The organism is Serratia sp. JSRIV002 (genome assembly GCF_019968725.1).
GTDB lineage: Bacteria > Pseudomonadota > Gammaproteobacteria > Enterobacterales > Enterobacteriaceae > Chania > Chania fonticola_B.
In genome coordinates this window covers 5,442,923-5,466,452 of record NZ_CP074143.1, presented here as the reverse complement: position 1 = coordinate 5,466,452, position 23,530 = coordinate 5,442,923, and the positions used below count along the sequence as shown (strand labels likewise).

Here is a 23,530-nt window from a genome sequence, read left to right as displayed (position 1 = left end):
TCCCCTTTTCTGCGACGTGTTTTGAAAGGCACAACAAGCTTTATAACTGAGAAAAAAAGTGATCTACTATTCGGACACTGTTACCCGCGCGCTTTGGTGATCTGAACTTAAGAGTCTAAGGAAAGCATGGAAATATTTTTTACAATCCTCATTTTGATCCTGGTGGTCTCCCTGTCTGGGGTGGTAACACGCATGTTGCCGTTCCAGATCCCGTTACCCTTGATGCAAATTGCCATTGGGGCCTTGCTGGCCTGGCCGCATTTCGGGTTGCACGTTGATTTTGACCCCGAACTGTTTTTAGTGCTGTTTATTCCACCGTTGCTGTTTGCCGACGGATGGAAAACGCCTACCCGTGAATTCTTGCACCACGGGCGTGAAATCCTGGGGTTGGCCCTGGTGTTGGTGTTGATCACCGTTGTCGGCGTGGGTTATCTCATTTACCTGATGGTACCAGGGATCCCGCTGGTCGCCGCGTTTGCGCTGGCGGCAGTATTGTCTCCTACCGATGCCGTGGCTCTGGGCGGTATCGTCGGTAAAGGGCGTATCCCAAGAAGTATCATGAGTGTGCTGGAAGGTGAGGCGTTGATGAATGACGCTTCTGGCCTGGTATCGTTAAAATTTGCCATCGCGGTGGCAATGGGGACCATGGTGTTTACCGTCGGTGGCGCCACTATGGAGTTCCTGAAGGTGGCAATCGGTGGCCTGCTGGCCGGTGTGGCGGTGACGTGGACCTACAGTAAATCGCTGCGCGTGATGAGCCGTTGGAGCGGAGACGATCCGGCCACGCAGATTGTGCTGCTGTTGCTGTTACCCTTTGCCTCCTATTTGATTGCCGAACATATCGGCGTGTCCGGCATCCTGGCTGCCGTCGCGGCGGGGATGACCATCAGCCAGTCTGGCGTGATCCGTAACGCACCGCTGGCCATGCGTTTGCGCGCTAACAGCGTCTGGGCGATGCTGGAGTTCGTGTTCAACGGCATGGTGTTCATCATGTTGGGGCTGCAACTGCCGGGGATCTTGGAAACCTCGATTGTGCAGGCTGAACTGGATCCGACTATCGAGACCTGGTATCTGTTCACCGACGTGGCGATTATCTACGCCGCGCTGCTGGTGCTGCGTTTCAGCTGGCTGTGGGTAATGAAAAAGGCCAGTAATCGCTTTATGAAAAAGCGCCCTCTACAGTTTGGCGATTACAGCATACGTGAGCTGTGGGTTGCTTCTTTCGCTGGCGTGCGTGGGGCGATTACGCTGGCTGGTGTGCTCTCTATCCCGCTGTTACTTAGCGATGGCACCGCCTTCCCGGCGCGCTATCAGCTGGTGTTTATCGCCGCCGGGGTGATCTTGCTGTCACTGATCGTTGGCGTACTGGCGTTGCCGTTATTGCTGCGCGGGGTGCATGTCGCAGACAAGAGCGCCAGCAAGACCGAAGAGCGCATGGCGATTGCCATGGCTGCCGAGGTGGCGATTGAGAGCATCAACAAGATGGAAGAGCGGCTGGTGGCCGACACCGAGGAAAACCTCGATCCGCAGGTGCTCAAAGAGGTCAGTTCCAGGGTGACCGGAATGTTGCGGCGGCGTATTGCCAGTAAAGACGATATCGAAAATGCGCTGGCGTTGGAAAATCTCGAGCGGCGTTTTCGTTTGACCGCCTTGCGGGCGGAGCGTGGTGAGCTTTATCACCTACGCGCTACGCAAAAAATCAGCAACGAGACGCTGCAAAAACTGCTGCACGATCTCGATCTGCTGGAAGCCTTACTGGTTGAGCGAGAAGGCTAACCACATCTTTACGGGGGCCGCTATGCGGCCCCTATCTTATTCAGCCAAGGCTTCGGCATCTCGATCCCCTTGCGCTTTACTCTCCTTGCTTTGGATCAGCTTCAACGCCAGATACAGATCGGGAACCAGGATCAGTTTATTCTCCTTGCTGCCGGAGCGATCCAGGCGAAACCAGCGTGTCAGCTCGGTACGGCGGCCTGCGAGCACCAGGCCGATCCCCCGTAGTTGCAAATCCCGCTTCAATTCCTCGATAGCGGCTAACACGCTAATATCCGCATGGGTGAAGCTGGCCACCGCGTCAATAACCACCCAACGTGGATGGCCCGGAGCTCCATTTACCAGAGTGGTGATCCGCCGCTTGAAGTAGGCAACGTTAAAATAGGTCAACGGCGAATTAAAGCGGTACATAATGACGCCATCGACAGGCTGGACGCCGTTGCTCTTACCCAGCGAATGGATCATACCGTCTGCATTGACCCCCAGTAGCTGTTCGGTTGGCCGGAAAACCGTCTGTAGAAACTGCAACAGACCCAGCAACACCGCCAGCCCAATGCCGGGAATGATCCCTACCAGCAGCACGCTCAAGAAAGTAAACAGCGCCAGATAGAACGCGGGGCGGTTGCGTTTGCGCAACCGGAAAATGCTGCGCATATCCAGCAGTGACCAAGAGGCGTAAATCAGCACCACGCCGAGCACCGGGATGGGGATAAACTGCAGCGGCTCGCTAAAAAATGCCACTACCAAAGCGATCGCCAGCGCGGCAATCACCGAGACCAACTGACTTTTTCCGCCGTTGGCATCATTAACGGCGGTACGAGAGTTGGCACCGCTGATGGCAAACCCCTGCGAAAGCCCGGAGACGATATTCACCAGCCCCAGTGCGCGAAACTCGCTGTCGGCGTCAACCTCGTAGCCATTCTTTGCCGCAAAGCTCCTGGTGGTCAGCATCATGCTGACAAAGCTGACTACGGCAAGGTTGAGCGCCGGGATCACCAGATCGCGCAGCAGCCCGGGTTTAAAATCAGGCCATGACACCATGGGCAAACCGCCACCGGTATAGCCCCCAACCGTTTCAATGCCAAAATGCGGCAAATTAGCCGCCCAGGTCAACGCCGTTGTCAGCAATACGGCGAATAGCGGTGCAGGCCAGTTAGGCCGGGTGTAGTGGACGCCAATCAGGATCAGCAGCGTCAGCAGTGACATAAGCACCGTGGGCCAATGGCTGTTGAGTAAGTTAACCGGCAGTGCGTAAATACGTTCAATCAGCTCGCTGGAGGACGAGGCAAACCCGAATATCTTGCTGATCTGATTGACGATAATCGTAAGCGCCACGCCGTTGAGCAATCCATTGAGGATCGGGCGTGACAGCAGGTCTGCAATGGCTCCCAGCTTGAAGCGGCTGGCAATCAGGCACCAGGTTCCCATCATCAGGGTCATTACGATGGTCAATTGCCAGTGCAGCTCGGTATGGCCAGCCGCTAGAGGAGTGACTACTGCGGCGATGACCGCGCAGGTGGCTGCATCAGGCCCGACGATCAACTGACGCGATGAGCCAAAAATGGCGTAGGCGATCATCGGTAGAATACAGGAGTAAAGCCCGACGATGGCGCTCACGCCAGCCAGCTCGGCGTAGGCAATCGCCACCGGTAATGCCACTGCCGCCACCGAGAGGCCAGCGCGGATATCAGGTTTCAACCAGCTACGCTCGTAAGCGAGCAGGTTCATCAGGCCAGGCGCGATACTTTGGAGGGATTTCCGCTGCATATCTTTTCCATCCGGCTGAATAAAGGGGCATGCTGTCTCTTTCGTTGGCCGGAAGAGTAAATCAGCGGTTTTTTTGTGACTTTGGGTGAGCATTAGCCGAAGTATAGCAGGGGATTATGACGTGAATTTGCTGCCGTTATGCAATGAGAGGGACTTTACGGGCCACAGATTGATCACGCTACTTGATAGGCGCTCTGAATCGGCTCCCTCGCCCTTTGGGAGAGGGTTGGGGTGAGGGAAAACAGAAGACTATCAAGGCTGAGGCCAGTACTCCCGGCAGCAGGCAATCCAGGCCTGGGCGCTGTGAGAAAGGTAGCTGCCCTGGCGCCAGATCAGCCCCACTTGCCACTCCATACGTGGCTCCAGCGGCAGCCAGATCAGGTTTTCTTTATCCAGCCATTGGCAGACTGGCTCCGGTAAGGTGGCAATTCCCACTCCGGCCTGCACCATCGCTGCCAGAAAATCCCACTGGCCGCTGCGTACGGCAATCTTGGGTTCGAAGCCCGCCTGCTGAAAGGCTGCCATCAGCATTTTATACAGCGTGAAGTCTTCGTTATAAATCAGGATTGGCCACTCGGCCAGCTCATTGATCGCGATGCTGGTGCGGTTGAGCCAGTGTGCCGTCTTTGGCACAACTACGCACATCGGGTGGCTTAGCAGGGGCAAAAAGGTCAACGGCTGGTCAGAGACTGCGGGCAGTATCGTCATCGCCAGATCCAATTCTCCGGTTAACACCGCCTGTTCGACCGAAAGGCCGCCCAGTTCGGAGATCTTCAGTTCGATCCCCGGATAGGTCTGGCGGAACTGACGGATCAAACCGGCGATCTGCCTGCCGACCATCGGTGGAATACCCAGCCGCAGCACCCCCTTTTTCACCGAGCTGATGTCCTCCAGTTCGGCCTCCAACTGGCGGAACTCATCGAGGATCGCCAGGCCGCGCTGATAAACCGCCTGCCCGCTGTCGGTGAGGTGCAGCTTGCGCCCTTCACGTACCAGCAGTGTGCACTCCAACTCATCTTCCAGATGGCGCAACATCTTGCTGATGGTGGGTTGGGTAACAAACAGCTTCTCGGCCGCGCGGGTGAAACTTTGCTGGCGGACCACTTCCACAAAATAACGCAGGGTGCGGACATCCACTTTGGGCTCTCCTGAAGGCGGTGCCGCCGGGAAACTATTCCCTTACGGCATGATGTTGATAATTTTAATTCATTTCAGGCAGGGTTTCCCGGCTGCGTATACTGTAAGCCTTGATTTTTTCTGAGGTTGCTTTCATGTCTCTGGCGTTACGCCGTGCTGCGCCTGCTTTGCTGACTCGCTTACAGGTGCCGATCCAGGTAGTGCTATATGCCTTGTTATTCCTGCTTGCCGATCGGCTGGTGCAACTGTTTCATCTGCCTTTGCCCGCCAATATCGTGGGGATGTTGATGATGTTGGCGCTGATCCTGCTGCGCATTTTGCCGCTCAACTGGGTAAAAGCGGGATCGCGTTGGTTACTGGCCGAAATGCTGCTGTTTTTTGTGCCAGCGGTGGTGGCGGTGGTGAACTATGCCCAACTGTTGATGGTGGAAGGCTGGAAGATTTTTCTGGTGATTGCCATCAGCACCATGCTGACGCTGGGAGCGACCGGGTTGGTGGTGGATCGGGTTTATCGCTTCGAGATCTGGCTGCAACGGCGGAAAATGCGTAATGAATGACGTGATCCTCAGCATCACCTGCCTGGTGGTGACATTGGTACTCTACTTTGCCAATAAACGGCTCTATCGCCGTCGCCGTAGCCTGCTGTTGATGCCATTGGTGCTGACGCCGATGGTATTGGTGCTATTGCTGGTGGTGACGCATATCTCGTATCAGAGCTATATCGGTGAAACGCACTGGCTGCTGTGGCTGCTTGGCCCAGCAACCATCGCTTTTGCCGTGCCGGTATATGAAAACCTGCATATTATCCGCCGCCATTGGCTTTCTCTCAGCGCCGGGGTGCTTACCGCAGTGGTGGTAGCCGTTTACAGCTCGGTGTGGCTGGCCCGTTGGTTGACGTTACCGGATGAAGTGCAGCGCAGCCTGGCGGTGCGTTCTATCACTACGCCGTTCGCGCTGGAAGCGGCGAAGCAGATGGGGGGGCAACCCGATTTGGTGGCACTGTTTGTGGTGATCACCGGCGTGTTTGGCATGGCGGTAGGCGATATTCTGTTCCTGCGCCTGTCGGTGCGCAGCGGTCTGGCGAAAGGGGCGGGGTTTGGTGCTTCTTCCCACGGTGCCGGTACCGCCAGAGCCTATGAGATAGGCCAGCAGGAAGGGGTGGTGTCTAGCCTGGTGATGATGTTGGCGGGGATTATCACGGTGATCGGGGCACCCTTGATTGGCCGGTTAATGTGGTAATCAGGGGGCTGGGTTAGCCCCCGGCAAGGCTTATCGAGCGGCCTGGATCAGGGCCACAATCAGTGGGGAAAGATCCCCACGTAACGCTGCACGTTCTGACTGGAATAGGGTAGCGGCATAAAAACGGTGCCCTGGCAGTTCCACCGAGCGCACATCGCCTTCAATGTCATGCCCACTAATGATCAGTGGGTGTTGCTCCAAATCCGCCACAAATTCAGGGTTAACACCAAAGTTACAGTGATAGCCTTCGTGAGTCTCCAGCTTGCCATAGGCGCGGGCGATCAGCGTGTTTGGCTGAAACAGGATGGTGCCGGTTTTCTCAACCAGTGAACAGCTCAGCGGTGCGATCACCAAGCGGCCCCCGCTATCGGTCTCCGCGTGGCCAGCATCGTGCCAACCCATCACATTGCGTGCATATTCCACCACCGCATATTGAAACCCACCGCAAGACCCTAGAAAGGGGATGTTCTGCTCGCGAGCATGGCGGATCGTCATAAAGACGCCGCCATCGTTGCGATAGGGGCTGCCAGGGACCACCCAGATAGCATCATAATCCTGCAGGACAGAGACATCGGTCAAAGATTCTGTGGGGAGCCACTGGGATTGGATATCAATATCGAGGTGTGAGGCGGTAAGTTGGAGAGCGACGGGGATGGCCTGGTGGGCAACGGCTTCGCTGCGGTAATCACCAATCAGAGCAAGACGAACCTGCGTTTTCATCATTTCTTTTCCTGAGCGGGTAAAAAAGGATGTTACAGCAGAGTTAAAAACGGGTCTGTGAATTTTTCAAAGGAGAGCACAAAATGCGCGAGGGATTGATAGGGGCTACAGATTGACTGCCGTACCTGATTTCGGCTCCGTACGGCTCCCTCTCCCTGTGGGAGAGGGTTGGGGTGAGGGGGGATTGCCGACCACGACTGATCAACATCACCTTCCAGAAAGCGAATTTAATACAGTGAAGGCGAACCTGTCGGGCGCGTTTTGAAGCGGCGGTGCAGCCACAGATATTGCTCCGGAGCGCGCATGATCTCTTTTTCTACCACTTTATTCATGTAGGCGGCGGCGGCCACTTCATCGTCGATTGGGTAGTCTTCTAACGCCGGTTGGATCAGCAGATCGTAGCCACAGCCTTTCGGGCGGCGGATGAGTACGACCGGTACCAGGGCCGGTTTAGCCATGCGGGCCAGCATAAATGTCCCGCTGGTGGTGGCGGCCTGATCGACGGCAAATAGCGGGGCAAACACGCTGCCACGTGGGCCGTAATCCTGATCGGGAGCGAACCATACGGCTTCGCCGCGCTTCAGGGCTTGCACCATGCCGCGCAAATCCTTGCGATCCAGCATGGCTTTGTTAGAGCGCATGCGGCCTTTGGTTTGTGCCCATTCCATCGCCTTGTTGTTGTGTGGGCGATACATGGCCATCATCGGCTGACACAGGCCCATCGCCCGGCCGCCCAACTCCAGCGACATGAAATGCACGCCAATCACCAGCACGCCACGGCCATTTTGCTGAGCTTGTTTCAGGTGGTTGATGCCGCTCACGTTGAACCAGCGTTTCACGCGTTTGTCTGACCAGAACCAGGCCATGCCGGTTTCCAGCAGGCCCATGCCGAGGGATTCGAAATTACCGATAATTTGACGTTCGCGCTGTGCTTCGTCCATCTCCGGGAAGCACAGTTCAAGATTGCGGCGGGTGATCGACACGCGGCGTTTCAGGAAGCGCATAGAGGTGCGGCCCATCCAGCCACCGAGCTTGTGCAGCAGGGGATAGGGTAGTTGAACCAGCAGGAACAGTACCGCCAGACCAAACCAGGTAAGCCAGTAGCGAGGGTGCAGTAATGCACGTTTAAAAGTTTGTGGACGCTTCATATCAACTCTGTATGCGAAATGGGGTAGAAACCTGTAGCGCATAAAGAAGCGACTCAATAGCGATACCATACTCTGACACCCAGTCATGACGATCGTTTAGCCGTTGACTAAACCTTTACATTCGAAGGGCGGTTCGCACTGCTATCAGACTTCGGAAGGACGGCTGCTCGCCAGCGAAGGGGGCTCTCGTACTCACGATTATACCACACAAAACGTGGGCGTGAGAGTGGGGGGGTGATACGTCCACAAAGGGTTATCCGGGGGCTATTTGGGTATTTCTTGTTAGTTATGTTGATTCTTTGTTTAAACGAGGTATGTCCTTCTATACTGGAAGGAAATATTTCCTTTCATTTGTACACAAGGATGGTTAATTTGAAAAAGCTTTTGATCACCGCGGCGTTAACCAGTTTTTTCGCCAGTCACCCTAGCTACGCCGCAGACAGTTACCTGGTTTATAACACGAATAATGTTGCCGTCTTCCAGGTACGTTTCTTTGATGTGGGTGATGGCCCTTTTATGCCGGACTATCCACAGCCAATTGAGTCCACCTGGGATCTGAATTACCAGCAGAAAGCCAAAATACTGGATGCCATGCGGTATTGGGCTGAAGTCATTACCCCCAGACCCGATCAATTGCCTGCCATCATCAACGTAGGTACTTTTGATGAGGTGAACGCTGCAGGCTCCAGCGAATCGGTCACCGATGGTGTAATCACCATTACCCAATTGCAGGGGGCTTTGAACGGTATTGATACCGGCGAGTTAACCTTCGGTTCTCATGGCCAATTTATCATGGGAAAAATGGATTTTGACCATATTCCCTATGTCCCTGCGCAATTACCTCGCTCCGGAAAAACGGATCTGGTCAGCGTTGCCGTTCATGAACTGGCTCATGGGCTGGGTATTTCTAATATGGCCACCGATTGGGCTGGGGAAGGGACATTTACCCCAGCTTTTGACACCGATATGCCTTTCGGTTCCTGGACTGCACATCTGCGCGATGACAATGGAAATCCGGCACGCCCCGGTCAGGTCATACTTTGCGAAGGGTGCAATAACGCCTGGGATCCGCAAGGTTTTGATGTGCGCCTTGATAAGGGGTATTTCGCAGGTAAACACGTGGATGAAGTGCTGGCGGGGGCCATGCCTGGTATTCCGGTGAGAATGTTGGCTGACGATGGCTCGGTTGACGATAACTATATGAGCCACATTGAGCTGAAAAACAGCATGATGAGCCATCAGAATTACCGCAACTACACCACGTTTATGGAAGCCGAGTTGGCGTTATTGCAGGACATGGATTATCAGATCGATCGGCGTAATTTCTTCGGCTTTTCGCTCTACGGTGATGGGCAGACGCTGGTTAATCGACACGGTTACTTTTTACGTAACAAGCAGGGCGATGGCTACATCACGGGGAAGTATAATACCGCGACATTGGGCGTTGGCTTACATGTTTACGGCAGTAGCAATCACATCTCCCAGCAAGCGGATCTGTTAACGCAGGGCGCCGGTGGGGCAGGTATTCGTATCGATGGGCAAAACAACACGCTGAACGTTGAGCCTGGCACTCGCGTCTACGCCGACGGGATGAATGGCCGCGGCGTGATGTTTGCTTATGGTAAGAACCATAATCTAATTCAGCGAGGCGATGTTCAAGCGCTAGGCGCTAATGGCGTTGCCCTCAGTTTTGATTTTGGCAACAACCTGCTGGGCAACGATGTGGATTACCGGGGCTCCTGGATACATTATGTTGGCGGGGAGGCTGCAACATTATTGCCAGAGCTACAGGGGGCGCTGGTCAATAATGCGGATATTAGCGGCCGGGTTGCCGCTAAAGGTGCGGCGATGTATATCTCGCAAAACGCGTTGGTCAACCATATCAATCTGTTAAATGGTGCCCAGTTGGAAGGGAATATCTACTCGGATTATAACCAGTTGGATGATCATGGCCAGCAGCGCCTGACCCAGTTTACCTTTGGGCGCCTGGCCAATTTGCAAGGGCAGGCCACCGATCAGGCAGACCCCAGTTTCCGGTTCAACTATCGGGGAAATATTGAAGGTATCGACAATCTGGCGCTGAGCACTCGCGGGGGGATAACTTCGCTTAATGGCCACCACCAGATTTACAGCATGTCTATCGCACCAGGCTCCACGCTGGCTGGCAACAGCGATTATACCTTGAACCCGGCGGGCCGCTTTGTGAATGACGGTATCCTCGCGCCAGGTAATTCGCTAGGGCAAATCGAGGTCACGGGTCTCTATCAACAGGGCGAGAATGGGCAGTTGCTGTTAGAGGTCGATGGCCGTGGTGGACACGATACCTTGGTGGTCAATGGCCATGCTGAATTCAACGGTCAACTGACGTTCGCACCGCAGCCAGACTGGTATGCGGCAGACTGGCGGCTGGATTCGGGCGAGATGCTGAAAGCCACCTCGCATAGCGGAGAGTTCAGCACGGTGGACGGGTTACTCAGTTCGCCTACGCTGGCCTTGCAGGCAACGCCGCAGGGTGAGGATCGTTGGCAACTCGCGATGTTGCGTGCAGACAACGCCTACAGCCAGTATGCCCAGGACAGCAATGCGCGGCAGGTTGGCCAGGCGCTGGACCACATTGTGTCTGGCGCGGGTGCAGACATCCAGCCGTTGTACCGCACATTGGACTTCTCTGCTGTCGACGGACGGAGCATCAGCAGCGCTTTGCAGCAACTTTCGCCCGCAGCCTACAGTGCGATGTTCGCCAGTTCTCTTAATCGCGAACAACAGATTACGCGGATCGTCAGCGGATCTCATCCCACCACGCCAGAGCAGCAGGTTGCAGGCGAATGGCATAGTTTTGCCATACCCTTTGGTGGCGGTTTCTGGCAGCAGCGCCAGGGTAGTCAGGTTGGCTATGATGCCAGCAGCTACGGCATAGTCTTTGGTGCAGACAAGCGCAGCGAACAGAATAGCGACTGGGTTTATGGCTTCCATGGTGCGGTCAGTGGACAATCGGTAACGGTCAAATCACCGGAGAACGCCAGCGGTAAAACCACGGCTTTCGATCTGGGTATCCAGGCTCGTTATGCCGCCGATCGGCAAGCGGGGATGTATTTATTCGGCAATGGCCGGTTTGGCATTGAAGATAGCCGTTTGGATCGCAGCATCAGCGTCGAGACTTATCAAGCGAGCCAACATGCCAGTTGGACCGGCCTGGCGGGTTCTGTTGCTGCTGGTGGCGGTTATCGTTGGGCGTTGAATGACCAATGGAGCGCTGGCCCTGTGGCCGCACTGAATTACACAACCCTGCATCGCCCAAGCGTGACGGAAGCGGGCAACGACAGTAGCCGCCTGGCGCTAGGTTCGAGCACTTATGATTCTCTGCGCTCCAGCATTGGGGTCAACAGCAGTTGGGAGCTTCCGCTCTCTTCGGGCGCGGCTATTGCTGCCGATCTGCAACTTACCTGGGATCATGAGTTGTTGGATGGCGATGTGTCGCAAGAAGCCTCTTTCGCCAACTATCGGGCGGCAAGCTTCAGCAACAAGAATCAGGTGACTGGGCGTGACTCCATGGGGGTGAAAGCCGGGGTTCGTTACCAAATCAATAGGGATGTGGAGCTGGGCTTGGGGGTAGAGAGCGATCTGTTCCGTTCTGGCTATGACTCGGTAGCAGGTAACCTGTCGGCCACCTGGCGTTTCTGACAGGCCAGTATGATAAAAGAAAAAGGCGCTTACCGAATGAGGTAAAAGCGCCTTTTTTCAACATCTTAACTGATTGTTATCAGTTCATGCCGTATTTTTTCAATTTCTTACGCAGTGTACCGCGGTTGATCCCCATCATCAGGGCAGCGCGGGTCTGGTTGCCACGGGTGTACTGCATCACCATGTCCAACAGTGGCTGTTCAACTTCAGCCAGTACCAGCTCATACAGATCGTTAACGTCTTGACCGTTCAGTTGAGCAAAATAGTTCTTCAGTGCTTGCTTAACCGAGTCACGCAGAGGCTTTTGAGTCACTTGGTCCTGTGAGTTCACGGTTGAAACGGTCAGTACGTCAGAATTTACGCGTTGTTCGAACATAGTTCTGTCAGCTCTTTTTTTACGCTAAGATTTTCGAAATATGCCTCCAACGCCTCCAGCTGTTCGCTGGCATCCTCTATGGCGTTGAATGTGCGCCGAAACTGGTCATTAGGGGCATGCTCCTGTAAGTACCAAGAGACGTGCTTTCGAGCAATCCGGAATCCCTTGCCTTGGCCGTAAAAGCCGTGCAATTCCCGAATATGCCCTATTAACAAGCGCTTCACTTCGCCAAGTGGCATCGGTGGCAGCAGCTCCCCAGTGTCCAGATAATGCTGGATTTCCCGGAAGATCCAGGGTCTCCCCTGAGCAGCACGGCCTATCATCAGGGCATCAGCCCCAGTGTAGTCGAGCACTGCTCTGGCTTTATGCGGGTCAGTAATGTCGCCATTCGCGATAATCGGAATGGAAACATTCTGCTTAACTGCCCGAATGCTGTCGTACTCCGCGTTGCCGTTGAACAGGCAGGCACGGGTTCGGCCATGAATCGTCAGGGCCTGTATACCACAATCTTCGGCCAGTTGGGCAATTTCTACACAGTTACGGTTCTCTGGTTCCCAGCCGGTTCGGATCTTAAGTGTTACCGGCACATCCACCGCGTTAACCACCGCGAGGAGGATCTGTCTAACCAGATCCGGGTACTGCAGTAACGCAGACCCTGCAAGCTTCCGGTTCACTTTCTTGGCTGGGCACCCCATATTGATGTCGATGATCTGTGCACCGCTGGCCACATTAATGCGCGCCGCGGCGGCCATATCATCAGGATCACATCCGGCTATTTGCACGGAACGGATCCCTGGTTCATCGCTATGTACCATACGTAGACGTGACTTATCCGTGCGCCACACCTCCGGGTTGGAGGAGAGCATTTCGGATACAGCCATCCCAGCACCCATTGCATGACATAAGGTTCTGAATGGGCGATCTGTGATGCCGGCCATCGGGGCCGCAATCAGGCAATTTGTTAACTGGTGGTGTCCAATGCGCATAGACAAAGACTGACCATACTGTGTCCGCAAGGGCGCGTATATTACGCATTTTTTCATTCAGATGAAAGGCCAAACTTTAACCAATCGACAGTTATTGGGCAATAAAAGTGCGCTTATCCTCCATTGGTAAAAATATTATGTTTATTTAACAATTGGTTGTGTGATTTTGCTTGATTTTTGTGCGCTAAAATATTCCACTAACGACAGGATTTTATCTTTACGCGCCGGTAATAACAGATCGTAACATCAGGTTATTTGTAACATTCTCAGCTTAATACTTTGACAAATCGGCAAGAATGATGCTGGGAATTACCGCCACCCCAGTGAGGGCAGCGGCAGTTGACGCAGGCAAGAATCAATCGACGATGACGCGGCCGTTGAGCGGCTGTACCGGACGATTGTTGTTATGGTGCACTACCGAGTGGAATTGACTGATTTGTTCGGCAGAAGCGCTTACAGGCTGATCTAGCACCAACCAACTGACCCCTTCGGAGCAGGGGGGCGTCGTCAGTGAACCGCTGAAGCGGTAGAAGTTAAACTGTTTCGGCAGCAGCGCTTTGATATCCAACGGCTTGTTCAGCACGGCGGTCTGATCGACGGCGGTAGGCATTTGTTGCCAGGCCTGCGCCAGTTGCGGATTGGCTTTACCTTGCTGGAACATCAGGGCCAGCACCGCCAGGGCACCGTCTTTGTCCTTGTAGACAAAGTGCGCTTCCAGTGGGAACTGCTTGCCGTCGATCTCGTTTTCGCTCGGGGCGTGGAAATGGAACTGCTGCAGCGTGAAGGTGTCGTTATCCAGCCGTAGGGTGTTACCTTCGCTGACGTTGACTTGAATGGTGTGCCCGTTGTTGACGATTTGCTGTTTGCCCGGCTGGAAAGCCAGCTCAAGTTTGCCGTGCTGGGTTTTCAGCGCGCCCTGGATGTTGACCGGGGACTGGTTTTTACCGGTTTCACACAGTGAAAAATCGGGTGAAAGCTTGCCCCAATGCGCCGGGTCTTCCTGGCCTTCATAGCCCCAATGAGCATGCTCTGCGGCACCGATAGAGAAGCTGGCGGCCAACAGGGCGGCAAGCAACATTTTTCCTTTCATTTCCTAATCCTTGTCCAATGAAAATACCAATTATCCTGGGTGGGCGGCTCATATGCTGCGGGCTACCTTCACTCCGAGCAGGAGAATACCCCCAGCAAGTGCCGGGATAAACTGGCGGATCCTTAGGAAAAGAACAAAACCACCGGAACTGATTAAATTTCCGATGGTTTTTGGCAGGCGGGGAAAATGTAACTAGTTGCGTTGGCCGGTGATGCGGCACCACTCTTCGCGCTCGGCCACCGGATCGAGGTTGAACTTATCCTGGTAGGCTTCGGCTACGCTGGCGGCTTGAGTCGCCAGTACGCCTGACAGGCCCAGATAGCCGCCGGATTTTGGCAGGTCGCTGATTAACGGTGCCAGTTCACGCAGCGGGCCAGCGAGAATGTTCGCCACCACCACATCGGCCAACAGATCGGCCGGTTGGTCTTTTGGCAGACACAGCTCCAGACGCTCTGAAACGCCGTTACGCTGTGCGTTGTCGCGGCTGGCCTGAATGGCCTGGGGATCGATGTCGATGCCAATGGCGCGGGCGGCACCAAGTTTTAATGCGGCAATCGCCAGGATGCCGGAGCCACAGCCGAAGTCGATGACGGTTTTACCAGCCAGATCCAATCCATCCAGCCATTGCAGGCAAAGCGCGGTGGTCGGGTGTGTGCCGGTACCAAACGCCAGGCCTGGGTCTAACATGACGTTCACCGCGTCTGGATCGGGCACGTCACGCCAGCTTGGGCAAATCCACAGGCGCTCGCCAAAACGCATTGGGTGGAAGTTATCCATCCACTCGCGTTCCCAGTCTTTATCTTCCAACTGTTCGATTTTGTGGCGGAAACCGTTGCCCAGCAACGGGTGTTGTTCCAGTATGGCGACCACTTCGGCCATATCGGTTTCGGCATCATACAGGCCGATCACATCGGTATCGCCCCACAGCAGGGTTTCACCCGGCAGCGGTTCAAATACCGGATTATCGTGGGTGTCCTGAAAGGTGACCGACACCGCGCCGCTTTCAACCAACGCATCGCTCAGGTCTTCTGCCTGGCTGCCGGTGGTGTTCAGTTTTAGTTGGATCCAAGGCATAACAATTCTCTCAAGAAGATAAGGACGACGCCAACTGGCGTTTTTCGCCGTAGACGTTACCGAGATAAAACGCCAACAGGCTGAGTAACAGCGAAGGCACAATAGGATGCAATCCGGCCAGTTGCAGGCCGAAGCTGGCTAATAGCGTATAGCATAACGCACCGGTGACCATTGAGCTAAGGGCACCTTGCGCGTTGGCACGTTCCCAGTACAGGCCCAACACCAACGGCCACAGGAATACGGCCTCCAGGCCGCCGAATGCCAGCAGGTTCAGCCAGATGATCATTTCTGGCGGACGCCATGCGGCCAGCAGCACCAGCAATCCGAGGATCAGCGTAGTCAGGCTGGAGAAGCGTTTGATCATCTTCTCATTGTTCATTTGCAGAGGACGTACGCCCAGATAGAGGTCTTTGATGATGGTGGCAGAGGATTGCAGCAGTTGCGCATTAATGGTCGACATGATCGCTGCCATCGGTGCGGCCAGGAAGATCCCTGCGGCGTACGGCGGCAGCACGGTGATCATCAACGTTGGGATCACCTGATCGGGGATCTTCAGATCTGGCAGTACCGCACGGCCCAGGGCGCCAGCAAGGTGCATACCAAACATCAGAATTGCCACCACGATGGTGCCGAGGATAATGCCACGGTGCACGGCTTTGCTGTCCTTATACGAGATACAGCGCACGGCGGTGTGCGGCAGGCCAATTACGCCAAAGCACACCAGGATCCAGAACGAAGCCATAAACGGCAGGCTGAGGATCTGATCGCCGCCTTGCGGTGAGACCAACGCCGGATCGATCTGTTGCAGCTTATCAACCGCGCTGTGCAAGCCGCCCGCCGCGTGGATCACCGCAACCAGCAGTAATATCGTGCCTATCAGCATCACCAGCCCCTGCATGGCATCGTTCAGTACGCTGGCACGAAAGCCGCCAAACGCGGTGTACAGCGCAATGCTGATACCAAATATCAGCAGGCCGGTGTCGTAAGGAATGCCCGCCGCAGTCTCGAGCAGACGTGCGCCGCCGATAAACTGGACCGTCATCGCCCCAAGGAAGGCGACCAACAGACTTAGACTGGCTAGCCACACCAGCAAACGGCTCTTATAGCGAGCGAACAGCATATCGTTAAGGGTGATGGCATTGTAGCGCCGTGCCAGAATGGCAAACTTTTTCCCCAGCACGCCAAGTGAAAGCCACACGGCGGGCAGTTGGATCATCGCCAGCAGCACCCAGCCAAGGCCGTATTTATAGGCGGCACCCGGTCCACCAATAAACGAGCTGGCGCTGATATAGGTGGCGGTCAGCGTCATGGCCAGCACAAAGCCGCCCATCGAACGGTTACCGAGGAAATATTCACTCAGGAAGTTACCGCTTTGGCGACGGGTATAGGCATACACCGAAAGGCCAAACACCAGCAACAGGTAGGCAACCAGCGGCAGAATGACCTCAGTTTGCATCGCTATCCTCCAGGGGGATATCGCGGAAGATGCCGCGTACCATCAGCCAGCACAGGCCAATAAACAGCAGCGGCACCAGCAGGCAGGCCATTTCGAACCAGTGTGGCAGCCCGGTGATCCCGGCATTGTTGTCCGGCAGGTAGGCCGCCAGCGACCAGGCCAGCAGGTAAAGCAGCGTCAGGCCCAGTGCCCAGCGTGCTTCGCGGTTAGCTTGAACAAAGCGTTGTTCCATCCGTGCCTCCAAGGGGTTTACGGTTATGGATTGGCAAAGGAGGGGATTTTACGACAAGGGACGGTTTTGCCAAGCCGTTATGTGGGCAATCGGGATAAAAAAACCGGCCAAAGGCTGGCCGGTTGATGGGATTTACGCCTGTTGTGCAATAAAGTGCTCGATCTGCGCCAGGCTGGATAACCCTTCCATCGGCCCCTTATGGGACACCGCCAGGGCACCGCTGGCATTGGCATACTGCAACGCTTTTTCTGCGCTGAAGCCGGACAGGAACAGGCTGACAAAGGTAGCGCCAAAGCAGTCGCCTGCTCCGGTCGGATCGACCATCTTGCTGCTATAGCCTGGAGTGTGTAGCTCCTGCGTCTGGCCGTTCTGTTGCTGGTAATGGCTGGCCCCTTTCTGGCCCCGCTTGATCACGATATGGCTCACGCCGCTGGCCAACAGTTCCTGCACGATATCCGCTTCCTGCTGATTTTTGCTGCTGGCAAAGTGGTGCACTTCTCCCTCGCTCGGCAGGAAGATATCGGTATATTCGAGGATGTAATCGAAGGCCTGGCTCATCTCCGGGATATTGAGCATCTCTTTGCGAATATTGGGATCGAACGACACCGTCCCCTTATTGGCCTTGACGATCTGGATCGCCCGGCGCATGGCATCGATGATGCGGAATGAGAACAGCGAAGAACCCATAATGTGGAAATGCTGGCACTGGTTCAGCAAGCCCAGATCGATATGGTCGGCGGTAAAGAAGCCGCAGGCGCTGTTGGGGATATTGAAGATAAAATCGCGTTCCAACGGGTTGCGATAGCTGACAAACGCCGTGCCGGTCGGGGCCTTGTCGATCACGCTGATGCCGTCGGTGATCACGCCTTCCAGACGCAGGCGCTCGATATTCAGGCGGCCAAAATCGTCGTTGCCCACGCAGCCAAACAGCGTGGAGCCAAAGCCAAGCCGCGCCACCTGAGCGGCATAGATAGCCGGTGCCCCGCTGGGGAACGGCCCAAGAAACTCGCCTGGCTGAGTGAATCCCTGATTATAATTTTTTGAAAGGAATTCAACCAGTAACTCACCCATCGTGCAGATGCTAACTGACATAAGTGCCCCTTTATTCCCCGATCGTTTCCCGGTTGGCCCAGGTAAAACATTCGTTATTGGTGTAGCGGATGCTGAAGTCGGATTCGAATAATTGCTGCTGATAATGTTCATTCACGCCACGGTTGGTCACCAGATTATCCACCTGGCTGAGGTGGCCGATAGTCCCGATCGCACTGGCCTGAATGGGCAAATGGGTAATGATGGCGGTTTTATTCTGCGCCTTGTCCAGGCAGCGCTGGTAGTGGGACGCCAACAGCGGCTGGTCGATATTCAGGATGCCGGAGCTGTCCGTAATGCTGGCCTCGAGAATGCAGTGGTTGATGGTGAACTGTTGGATCACATTATCCAGCGCTTTACCGCTGAGCGCGGTATGTGAGCGGATCAACTCCCCACCTGCGACGATAATTTCACCGTCCAAAAACTGATCGGCCAGGATCGCATGCTGTAGGTCATTGACGATCAGCCGCAGCTTTTTCAGGCCGCTCAGGAACGGGATGATTTTGCGGCAGATGTCGCCGTGGCCGAGAAACAGCGTATCGCGATCGGCAATCATCCTGGCGCAGTGGCGGGCGATTTCCAACTGGTTAGCCAGCGTGAGCGGGGCTACTGCGAGCCCTGGCTCGATCGGTGCCGCCAACGGCTGTATTGGGGTTGCAATGGCTCCGCCAAAGGATCGCTTGAGGTAGCCTTGTTGTTCAAGGTAGCTGAGATCGCCACGGATCGTCACGCCGGAAACCCCCAACTGGGCAGAAAGATCTTCGACCTTGATCTCCCCCTGCAGGCCGACGATTTCAGCAATTTTCAATCTGCGTTTCAGCAGGTTAGATGACTTTCTGGGCACATTCGCCCCCATCGTTAAACGGTAATAGGGGCTACTATATCCTTCATACTTTCTAATTGAAAGTAATACCCACGCAGGCTTTCGTTATTTTGAAAGTCTGCGATGGATGGGCGTGAAAGCATATATTTTTACTATTATTCATATTGTTATCTGCTATTCGTAGATGGGGGTATACCCGTGGCATGGCGATCTTAAGCGCGCAAATACCGGAACATGCCTTATGTTTCGTAATTGCCATCTGGTTAAGTTACGTTTTGAAAGTTATTTGATAATCTTCGATCCTTGTCACGCTTTTTTGCGCATTTTATCTCTATATTCGGTTTCACTTGAAAAGTTTATCTAACTAAATTTTCATTTTGTAATTACCGACTGCGGTATCAGGTGCGGGATCGAGGAGAATCGATGTACATCATTTCAAGCAAAAACATGCTGCAGAAAGCGCAGCAGCAAGGGTACGCGGTGCCGGCATTCAACATCCACAACCTGGAAACCTTGCAGGTGGTGGTCGAAACCGCTGCACAGTATCGTTCGCCGGTGATCCTGGCGGGAACGACCGGCACTTACCGCTACGGCGGGCTGGAAAACATCATCATGATCGTCAAGGCGCTGGCGCACGAGTATCAGATCCCGCTGGCGCTGCATTTGGATCATCACGAAGAACCCGCCGATATCTTCCATAAGATCAACGCCGGGATCCGTTCCGTAATGATCGACGGCTCTCACTTTCCTTTTGAAGAAAACGTGGCACTGGTCAAACAAATCGTAGAGTACAGCCACCGCTACGACGCTAGCGTTGAGGCAGAGTTAGGCCGCCTGGGAGGGCAGGAAGATGACCTGATCGTGGAAGGGAAAGACGCTATCTATACCTCTCCAGAGGCGGCGGTGGAGTTTGTTGCCCGTACCGGGATCGATTCGCTGGCGGTGGCTATCGGTACCGCGCATGGCCTGTACCAGTCCGAACCCAAGCTGGATTTTGCCCGCCTGGAACAGATACGCGATCGCGTTGAAGTGCCGCTGGTGTTGCACGGGGCTTCCGGCCTGAGCGATAGCGATATCCGCCGCTGTATCAGTTTAGGCATCTGCAAGGTCAACGTGGCGACCGAGCTGAAAATCGCTTTCTCGGATGCCCTGAAAGCGTATTTCCACCAGCATCCTGATGCCAATGACCCGCGCCATTATATGCAGCCAGCGAAAAGCGCCATGCAACGGGTGGTGGAAAAAGTGATTGGCGTATGTGGTTGTGAAGGTCAGCTGTAAATATTAATAAGTTCCCTACAAAACAGTAAGAAAAACCAAGCGGCAATAATAAAAACTGAGGATAGATCATGCATAAATTAAAGGTATTAGGCTCCGTGCTGGCCATCGGTCTGGCCGTATTTTCGCAGGCAACGTTAGCCAAGGAATATAAAATTGGCGCATCGCTGCTGACGCAACAGCATCCATTCTATATTGATCTGGCCGACGCAATGAAAGCGGAAGCCAAGAAAGACGACGTGGTGCTGAATATTTCCATTGCCAATCAGGACCTGAATAAACAACTCTCCGACGTAGAAGACTTTATTACCAAGAAGGTCGACGCCATTATTATTTCCCCGGTGGATTCCAAAGGCGTACAGGCGGCGATTATCAAAGCGGAGAAAGCCGGTATTCCGGTGATTACCGTTGATGTGGCCGCCGAGGGCGTGCCGGTGGTCACTCACGTGGCTACCGACAACTACGCCGGTGGTGTCGAAGCGGGCAAGCTGATGGGCAAACTGCTCAACGGTAAAGGCAAGGTAGCGATTATCGATTACCCAGCGCTGCAATCGGTAGTGGCACGTGTGGACGGCTTCAAGAAAGGGCTGGCCGATACGCCTGACGTGAAGATTGTGGCGATCCAAACCGGCATCACCCGGGCGGAAGCGTTAACCGTGGCGCAGAACATGATGCAGGCACACCCGGATCTGAACGGCCTGTTTGGTTTTGGTGATGATGCCGCGCTGGCTGCGGTGATCGCCGCCAAATCCGCGCGTAACGACAATATCAAGATCATCGGTTTCGACGGGATGAAAGAGGCTCGCGACGCCGTCGACAGCGACAAGACCTTCGTGGCAGTTATCCGCCAATACCCAGACCAAATGGGAGCCAAGGCAATTGATGCCGCCGTCGACCATTTGAATGGTAAACCTGTAGCGAAAATGATCCCGGTCGCACCTGGTGTTTACACCGGTAAATAGCCCCTCACCCCAGCCCTCTCCCACAGGGAGAGGGCGCTGTCCGGAGTATGCAGTTAGCCCATACAGCTTCGGAAAGTAGGGAGTAATAAGAAAGGCAGGGTATTACGCAGAGAAATCAGCGAACTCGATCGGTCCCCTCTCCCTGTGGGAGAGGGTTAGGGTGAGGGCTATTTGGGTGGAGGAAATCATGACGGATACGGTGCTGGCGGTAACGGAAATAGCCAAAAGTTTCGGCCATGTTCATGCATTAAAAAATGTCAGCCTGAAAATACGCAAAGGTAAAGTCCATACGCTGCTCGGCGAAAATGGCGCCGGTAAATCCACGTTAATGAAAATATTGGCAGGCATTTATCCGCCGACCAAAGGAGAAATACGACTCAAAGGGCAGAGCGTCACTATTGCCAACCCCCAGCATTCCAGAAAGTTGGGTATCGCGATTATTTTTCAGGAGCTGAGCCTGAGCAATAATATGAGCGTAGCAGAGAATATCTATGCCAATAATGAGCCAACCCGTTTTGGTTTTATTAACGATGGTCAGATGGTGAATGATTGCCAGCGCCTGCTGGCGGACTTGGCCATTCCGCTCGATCCGCAGCAAATTGTCGGCACCATGTCGATGGCCCAGCGCCAACTGGTAGAGATTGCCAAGGCGCTGAGTTACCCGGCGGATGTCGTGATCATGGATGAACCCACGTCGTCCCTGAGCGATAACGAGGCGGACATCCTGTTTGGCATTATCGACAAGCTGAAACAGCGCGGCTGCGCGGTGATTTATATCTCGCACCGCATGGATGAGATCATGCGGGTATCTGACGATATCTCGGTGCTGCGTGACGGCGAGTTCATCGCCACCCATGATAAACACCAAACCGATATTCACCGGCTGATTGCCCAGATGGTTGGCCGCGAAATGACCAATATCTACCCGCCACGCATCGGCGAACCTCCTTCAGCGGAGCAAGTGCCGGTGCTGGAAGTCAGGCAATTTTCGCAGGACAAACTGTTTCACGATATCCATTTCTCACTGCGTGCAGGTGAAGTGCTGGGCTTTTTTGGGCTGGTGGGATCGGGGCGTTCAGACGTGATGAAGGCAATTTTTGGCCTGACTGGCTATCAAGGTGAAATTCGCATCGATGAGGCGGTAGTCACTATTCGCAATCCAAAGCAGGCGATAGAGCATGGCATCGCCTTCGTGACGGAAAACCGCAAGGAGGAGGGGTTGGTGCTGATGCATGACGTCAGCATGAACACCCATCACGTGGCCTTTCAGTATGCGGGCTCCAGCCTGATCAACCATAAGCACGAAGAGGCGAAAACCCAGCAGGCAATCCGGCGGATGAACATCAAGGTCAGCTCGCCACATCAACTGGTCAGCACCCTGAGCGGGGGCAATCAGCAAAAGATCGTGCTGTCGAAATGGTTGGAAAAGGTGCCACGCATCTTAATTCTCGACGAGCCAACGCGCGGCGTGGATGTTGGCGCCAAGTTCGAGATTTATAACGTCATACGCCAGCTTGCTGCACAGGGCACTGCCATTATCTTGATCTCTTCCGAACTGCCGGAAGTCATGGCGCTCAGCGATCGGCTGGTGGTGATGCGCGCCAAGCAGATCGCCGACGTTTTTGCCACCGATGGACTCACGCAAACCCAGGTCATGACCGCAGCAACAGGAGTGAAATAATGAGCGATAAAGTGCTGGCCGCCGAGGGCCATTCGGCGTTCAACGGGCCAGGGAAACTGGCAAAAGCCGCCAAACAGTACGGCGGCATACTGGCGGGCCTGGTGGCCTTGGTGATCCTGTTCAGCGTGATCAACGACAGTTTCCTGAGCGTAAATAATATTACCAATATTATTTTGCAGGTCTCGATCATTGCCATCACCGCCTATGGCATGACTTACGTGCTGTTGCTGGGGGATATCGATCTTTCGGTGGGGTCAACCATTGCACTGGTGGGGACCTTTGCCGCACTCGGCCTGTCGTTTGGCATCCCGTTTATTCTGGTGATCCCGCTGTCGATTATGGCCGCGCTGGTGTTGGGCCTGGTTAACGGTAGCCTGACTGCGATGGCCGGTATCCCGTCGTTTATCGTTACCGTCGCGACGATGGGCATTTTCCGGGGCATCGCCTATATCGTCACCGACGGCACGCCGATCATGATCAAAAACGAGGCGTTTCTGGCGCTGGGTAACGGCGAGTTCCTCTATATCCCGATCCCCATCTGGATCCTGTTGGTGTTGCTGATCGTCAACCACTTCATCCTGTCGAAAACCACCTTTGGCCGCAAAATTTATATCACCGGCGGCAATAAAGAGGCCGCGATCTATTCGGGGATTAACGTTTCTGCGCTGAAAATAAAGGTCTTTATGATCACCGCCGTGATGGCGGGCATCAGCGGCATGATCCTGGCTTCACGGCTGTATTCAGGCCAGCCTAACGCCGCGCTGAGCTATGAGCTGGATGCCATTGCCGCCGCCGTGTTGGGGGGCACCAGCCTGAATGGCGGCTACGGCACGGTGATCGGCACCATGATCGGCGCGCTGACCATCGGGGTCATCAACAACGGTATGAATTTAATGAACGTGCCTTATTTCTATCAAATGGTGGTGAAGGGGCTGGTGATCCTTATCGCGGTGTATGTCGACGTCAGAAACAAGAAGAAACGTGGCTAACGATCACAGGCAGATTTGTATAAGGAACGGGA

The 23,530-nt window shown here is 54.6% G+C and carries 20 protein-coding genes; 8 read left to right on the top strand and 12 right to left on the bottom strand.

Annotated features, from left to right (window positions below; translation table 11 throughout):
- Positions 1-126: 126 nt before the first annotated feature.
- Entirely contained in the window at positions 127-1,776 is a 1,650-nt protein-coding gene (locus KGP26_RS25585) for a Na+/H+ antiporter (RefSeq protein ID WP_021180793.1), read from the top strand.
- A 36-nt stretch (positions 1,777-1,812) separates the two neighbouring features.
- Here the strand turns inward: KGP26_RS25585 and KGP26_RS25580 are convergent, their stop codons facing one another.
- Together KGP26_RS25580 and KGP26_RS25575 are read right to left on the bottom strand one after the other, a co-directional pair.
- A complete protein-coding gene (locus KGP26_RS25580; RefSeq protein ID WP_223664742.1) occupies positions 1,813-3,540 on the bottom strand; it encodes a SulP family inorganic anion transporter in 1,728 nt (575 codons plus the stop codon).
- 252 nt (positions 3,541-3,792) lie between these two features.
- Positions 3,793-4,677 carry a LysR family transcriptional regulator gene (locus KGP26_RS25575; RefSeq protein ID WP_094981540.1) on the bottom strand — a complete coding sequence of 295 codons (885 nt, stop codon included), beginning with the start codon at positions 4,675-4,677 and terminating at the stop codon, positions 3,793-3,795.
- Between the two features lie 134 nt (positions 4,678-4,811).
- Between KGP26_RS25575 and KGP26_RS25570 the strand changes: the two genes are divergently transcribed.
- Together KGP26_RS25570 and KGP26_RS25565 are read left to right on the top strand one after the other, a co-directional pair.
- Complete coding sequence (locus KGP26_RS25570) at positions 4,812-5,234, top strand: CidA/LrgA family protein (RefSeq protein ID WP_059199016.1); 423 nt, start codon at positions 4,812-4,814, stop codon at positions 5,232-5,234.
- Positions 5,227-5,916: an LrgB family protein gene (locus tag KGP26_RS25565; protein WP_021180789.1), complete on the top strand. Its 690-nt coding sequence runs from the start codon at positions 5,227-5,229 to the stop codon at positions 5,914-5,916. Before KGP26_RS25570 ends, KGP26_RS25565 begins: the two co-directional genes overlap by 8 nt.
- A 30-nt stretch (positions 5,917-5,946) precedes the next feature.
- Here the strand turns inward: KGP26_RS25565 and KGP26_RS25560 are convergent, their stop codons facing one another.
- Positions 5,947-6,636, bottom strand: coding sequence for a CTP synthase (locus KGP26_RS25560; RefSeq protein WP_094981542.1), 690 nt, complete (start codon positions 6,634-6,636; stop codon positions 5,947-5,949).
- 227 nt (positions 6,637-6,863) lie between these two features.
- Positions 6,864-7,784, bottom strand: a complete 921-nt coding sequence (lpxP, locus tag KGP26_RS25555) for a kdo(2)-lipid IV(A) palmitoleoyltransferase (protein WP_059199014.1) — start codon at positions 7,782-7,784, stop codon at positions 6,864-6,866.
- A 363-nt stretch (positions 7,785-8,147) separates the two neighbouring features.
- Here lpxP and KGP26_RS25550 point away from each other — a divergent pair, with 363 nt between their 5' ends.
- On the top strand, positions 8,148-11,465 hold the full coding sequence (locus KGP26_RS25550; RefSeq protein ID WP_223664741.1) for an autotransporter domain-containing protein: 3,318 nt from the start codon (positions 8,148-8,150) through the stop codon (positions 11,463-11,465).
- A gap of 79 nt (positions 11,466-11,544) precedes the next feature.
- On the opposite strand, the gene fis is transcribed toward KGP26_RS25550, so the two are convergent.
- The 8 genes from fis to KGP26_RS25510 form a co-directional block, all read right to left on the bottom strand.
- Positions 11,545-11,841, bottom strand: a complete 297-nt coding sequence (gene fis / locus KGP26_RS25545; RefSeq protein WP_000462905.1) for a DNA-binding transcriptional regulator Fis — start codon at positions 11,839-11,841, stop codon at positions 11,545-11,547.
- Entirely contained in the window at positions 11,823-12,827 is a 1,005-nt protein-coding gene (dusB, locus tag KGP26_RS25540; protein WP_059199012.1) for a tRNA dihydrouridine synthase DusB, read from the bottom strand. Before dusB ends, fis begins: the two co-directional genes overlap by 19 nt.
- A 355-nt stretch (positions 12,828-13,182) precedes the next feature.
- Positions 13,183-13,917, bottom strand: coding sequence for a carbonic anhydrase (locus tag KGP26_RS25535; RefSeq protein ID WP_059199011.1), 735 nt, complete (start codon positions 13,915-13,917; stop codon positions 13,183-13,185).
- A 192-nt stretch (positions 13,918-14,109) separates the two neighbouring features.
- A complete protein-coding gene (gene prmA, locus KGP26_RS25530) occupies positions 14,110-14,991 on the bottom strand; it encodes a 50S ribosomal protein L11 methyltransferase (RefSeq protein WP_223664740.1) in 882 nt (293 codons plus the stop codon).
- A gap of 10 nt (positions 14,992-15,001) precedes the next feature.
- The gene (gene panF, locus KGP26_RS25525; RefSeq protein WP_094981536.1) at positions 15,002-16,447 is read right to left on the bottom strand and encodes a sodium/pantothenate symporter; all 1,446 of its coding nucleotides are present in this window, start codon (positions 16,445-16,447) and stop codon (positions 15,002-15,004) included.
- Positions 16,437-16,679, bottom strand: a complete 243-nt coding sequence (locus tag KGP26_RS25520) for a YhdT family protein (protein ID WP_223664739.1) — start codon at positions 16,677-16,679, stop codon at positions 16,437-16,439. Before KGP26_RS25520 ends, panF begins: the two co-directional genes overlap by 11 nt.
- Before the next feature lie 132 nt (positions 16,680-16,811).
- Positions 16,812-17,771, bottom strand: coding sequence for a sugar kinase (locus tag KGP26_RS25515; RefSeq protein ID WP_071681558.1), 960 nt, complete (start codon positions 17,769-17,771; stop codon positions 16,812-16,814).
- Positions 17,772-17,781: 10 nt separating this feature from the next.
- The gene (locus KGP26_RS25510) at positions 17,782-18,612 is read right to left on the bottom strand and encodes a DeoR/GlpR family DNA-binding transcription regulator (RefSeq protein WP_223664738.1); all 831 of its coding nucleotides are present in this window, start codon (positions 18,610-18,612) and stop codon (positions 17,782-17,784) included.
- A gap of 402 nt (positions 18,613-19,014) precedes the next feature.
- Between KGP26_RS25510 and KGP26_RS25505 the strand changes: the two genes are divergently transcribed.
- The 4 genes from KGP26_RS25505 to KGP26_RS25490 all read left to right on the top strand — a co-directional run bounded on the left by KGP26_RS25505 (position 19,015) and on the right by KGP26_RS25490 (position 23,498).
- Positions 19,015-19,869, top strand: coding sequence for a tagatose bisphosphate family class II aldolase (locus tag KGP26_RS25505; RefSeq protein ID WP_021180778.1), 855 nt, complete (start codon positions 19,015-19,017; stop codon positions 19,867-19,869).
- 68 nt (positions 19,870-19,937) lie between these two features.
- Positions 19,938-20,828: a substrate-binding domain-containing protein gene (locus tag KGP26_RS25500; protein WP_098929671.1), complete on the top strand. Its 891-nt coding sequence runs from the start codon at positions 19,938-19,940 to the stop codon at positions 20,826-20,828.
- Positions 20,829-21,015: 187 nt separating this feature from the next.
- Positions 21,016-22,509: a sugar ABC transporter ATP-binding protein gene (locus KGP26_RS25495; RefSeq protein ID WP_166733521.1), complete on the top strand. Its 1,494-nt coding sequence runs from the start codon at positions 21,016-21,018 to the stop codon at positions 22,507-22,509.
- Positions 22,509-23,498, top strand: coding sequence for an ABC transporter permease (locus tag KGP26_RS25490; protein ID WP_059199005.1), 990 nt, complete (start codon positions 22,509-22,511; stop codon positions 23,496-23,498). The genes KGP26_RS25495 and KGP26_RS25490 overlap by 1 nt, the downstream gene beginning before the upstream one ends.
- Positions 23,499-23,530 lie beyond the last annotated feature (32 nt).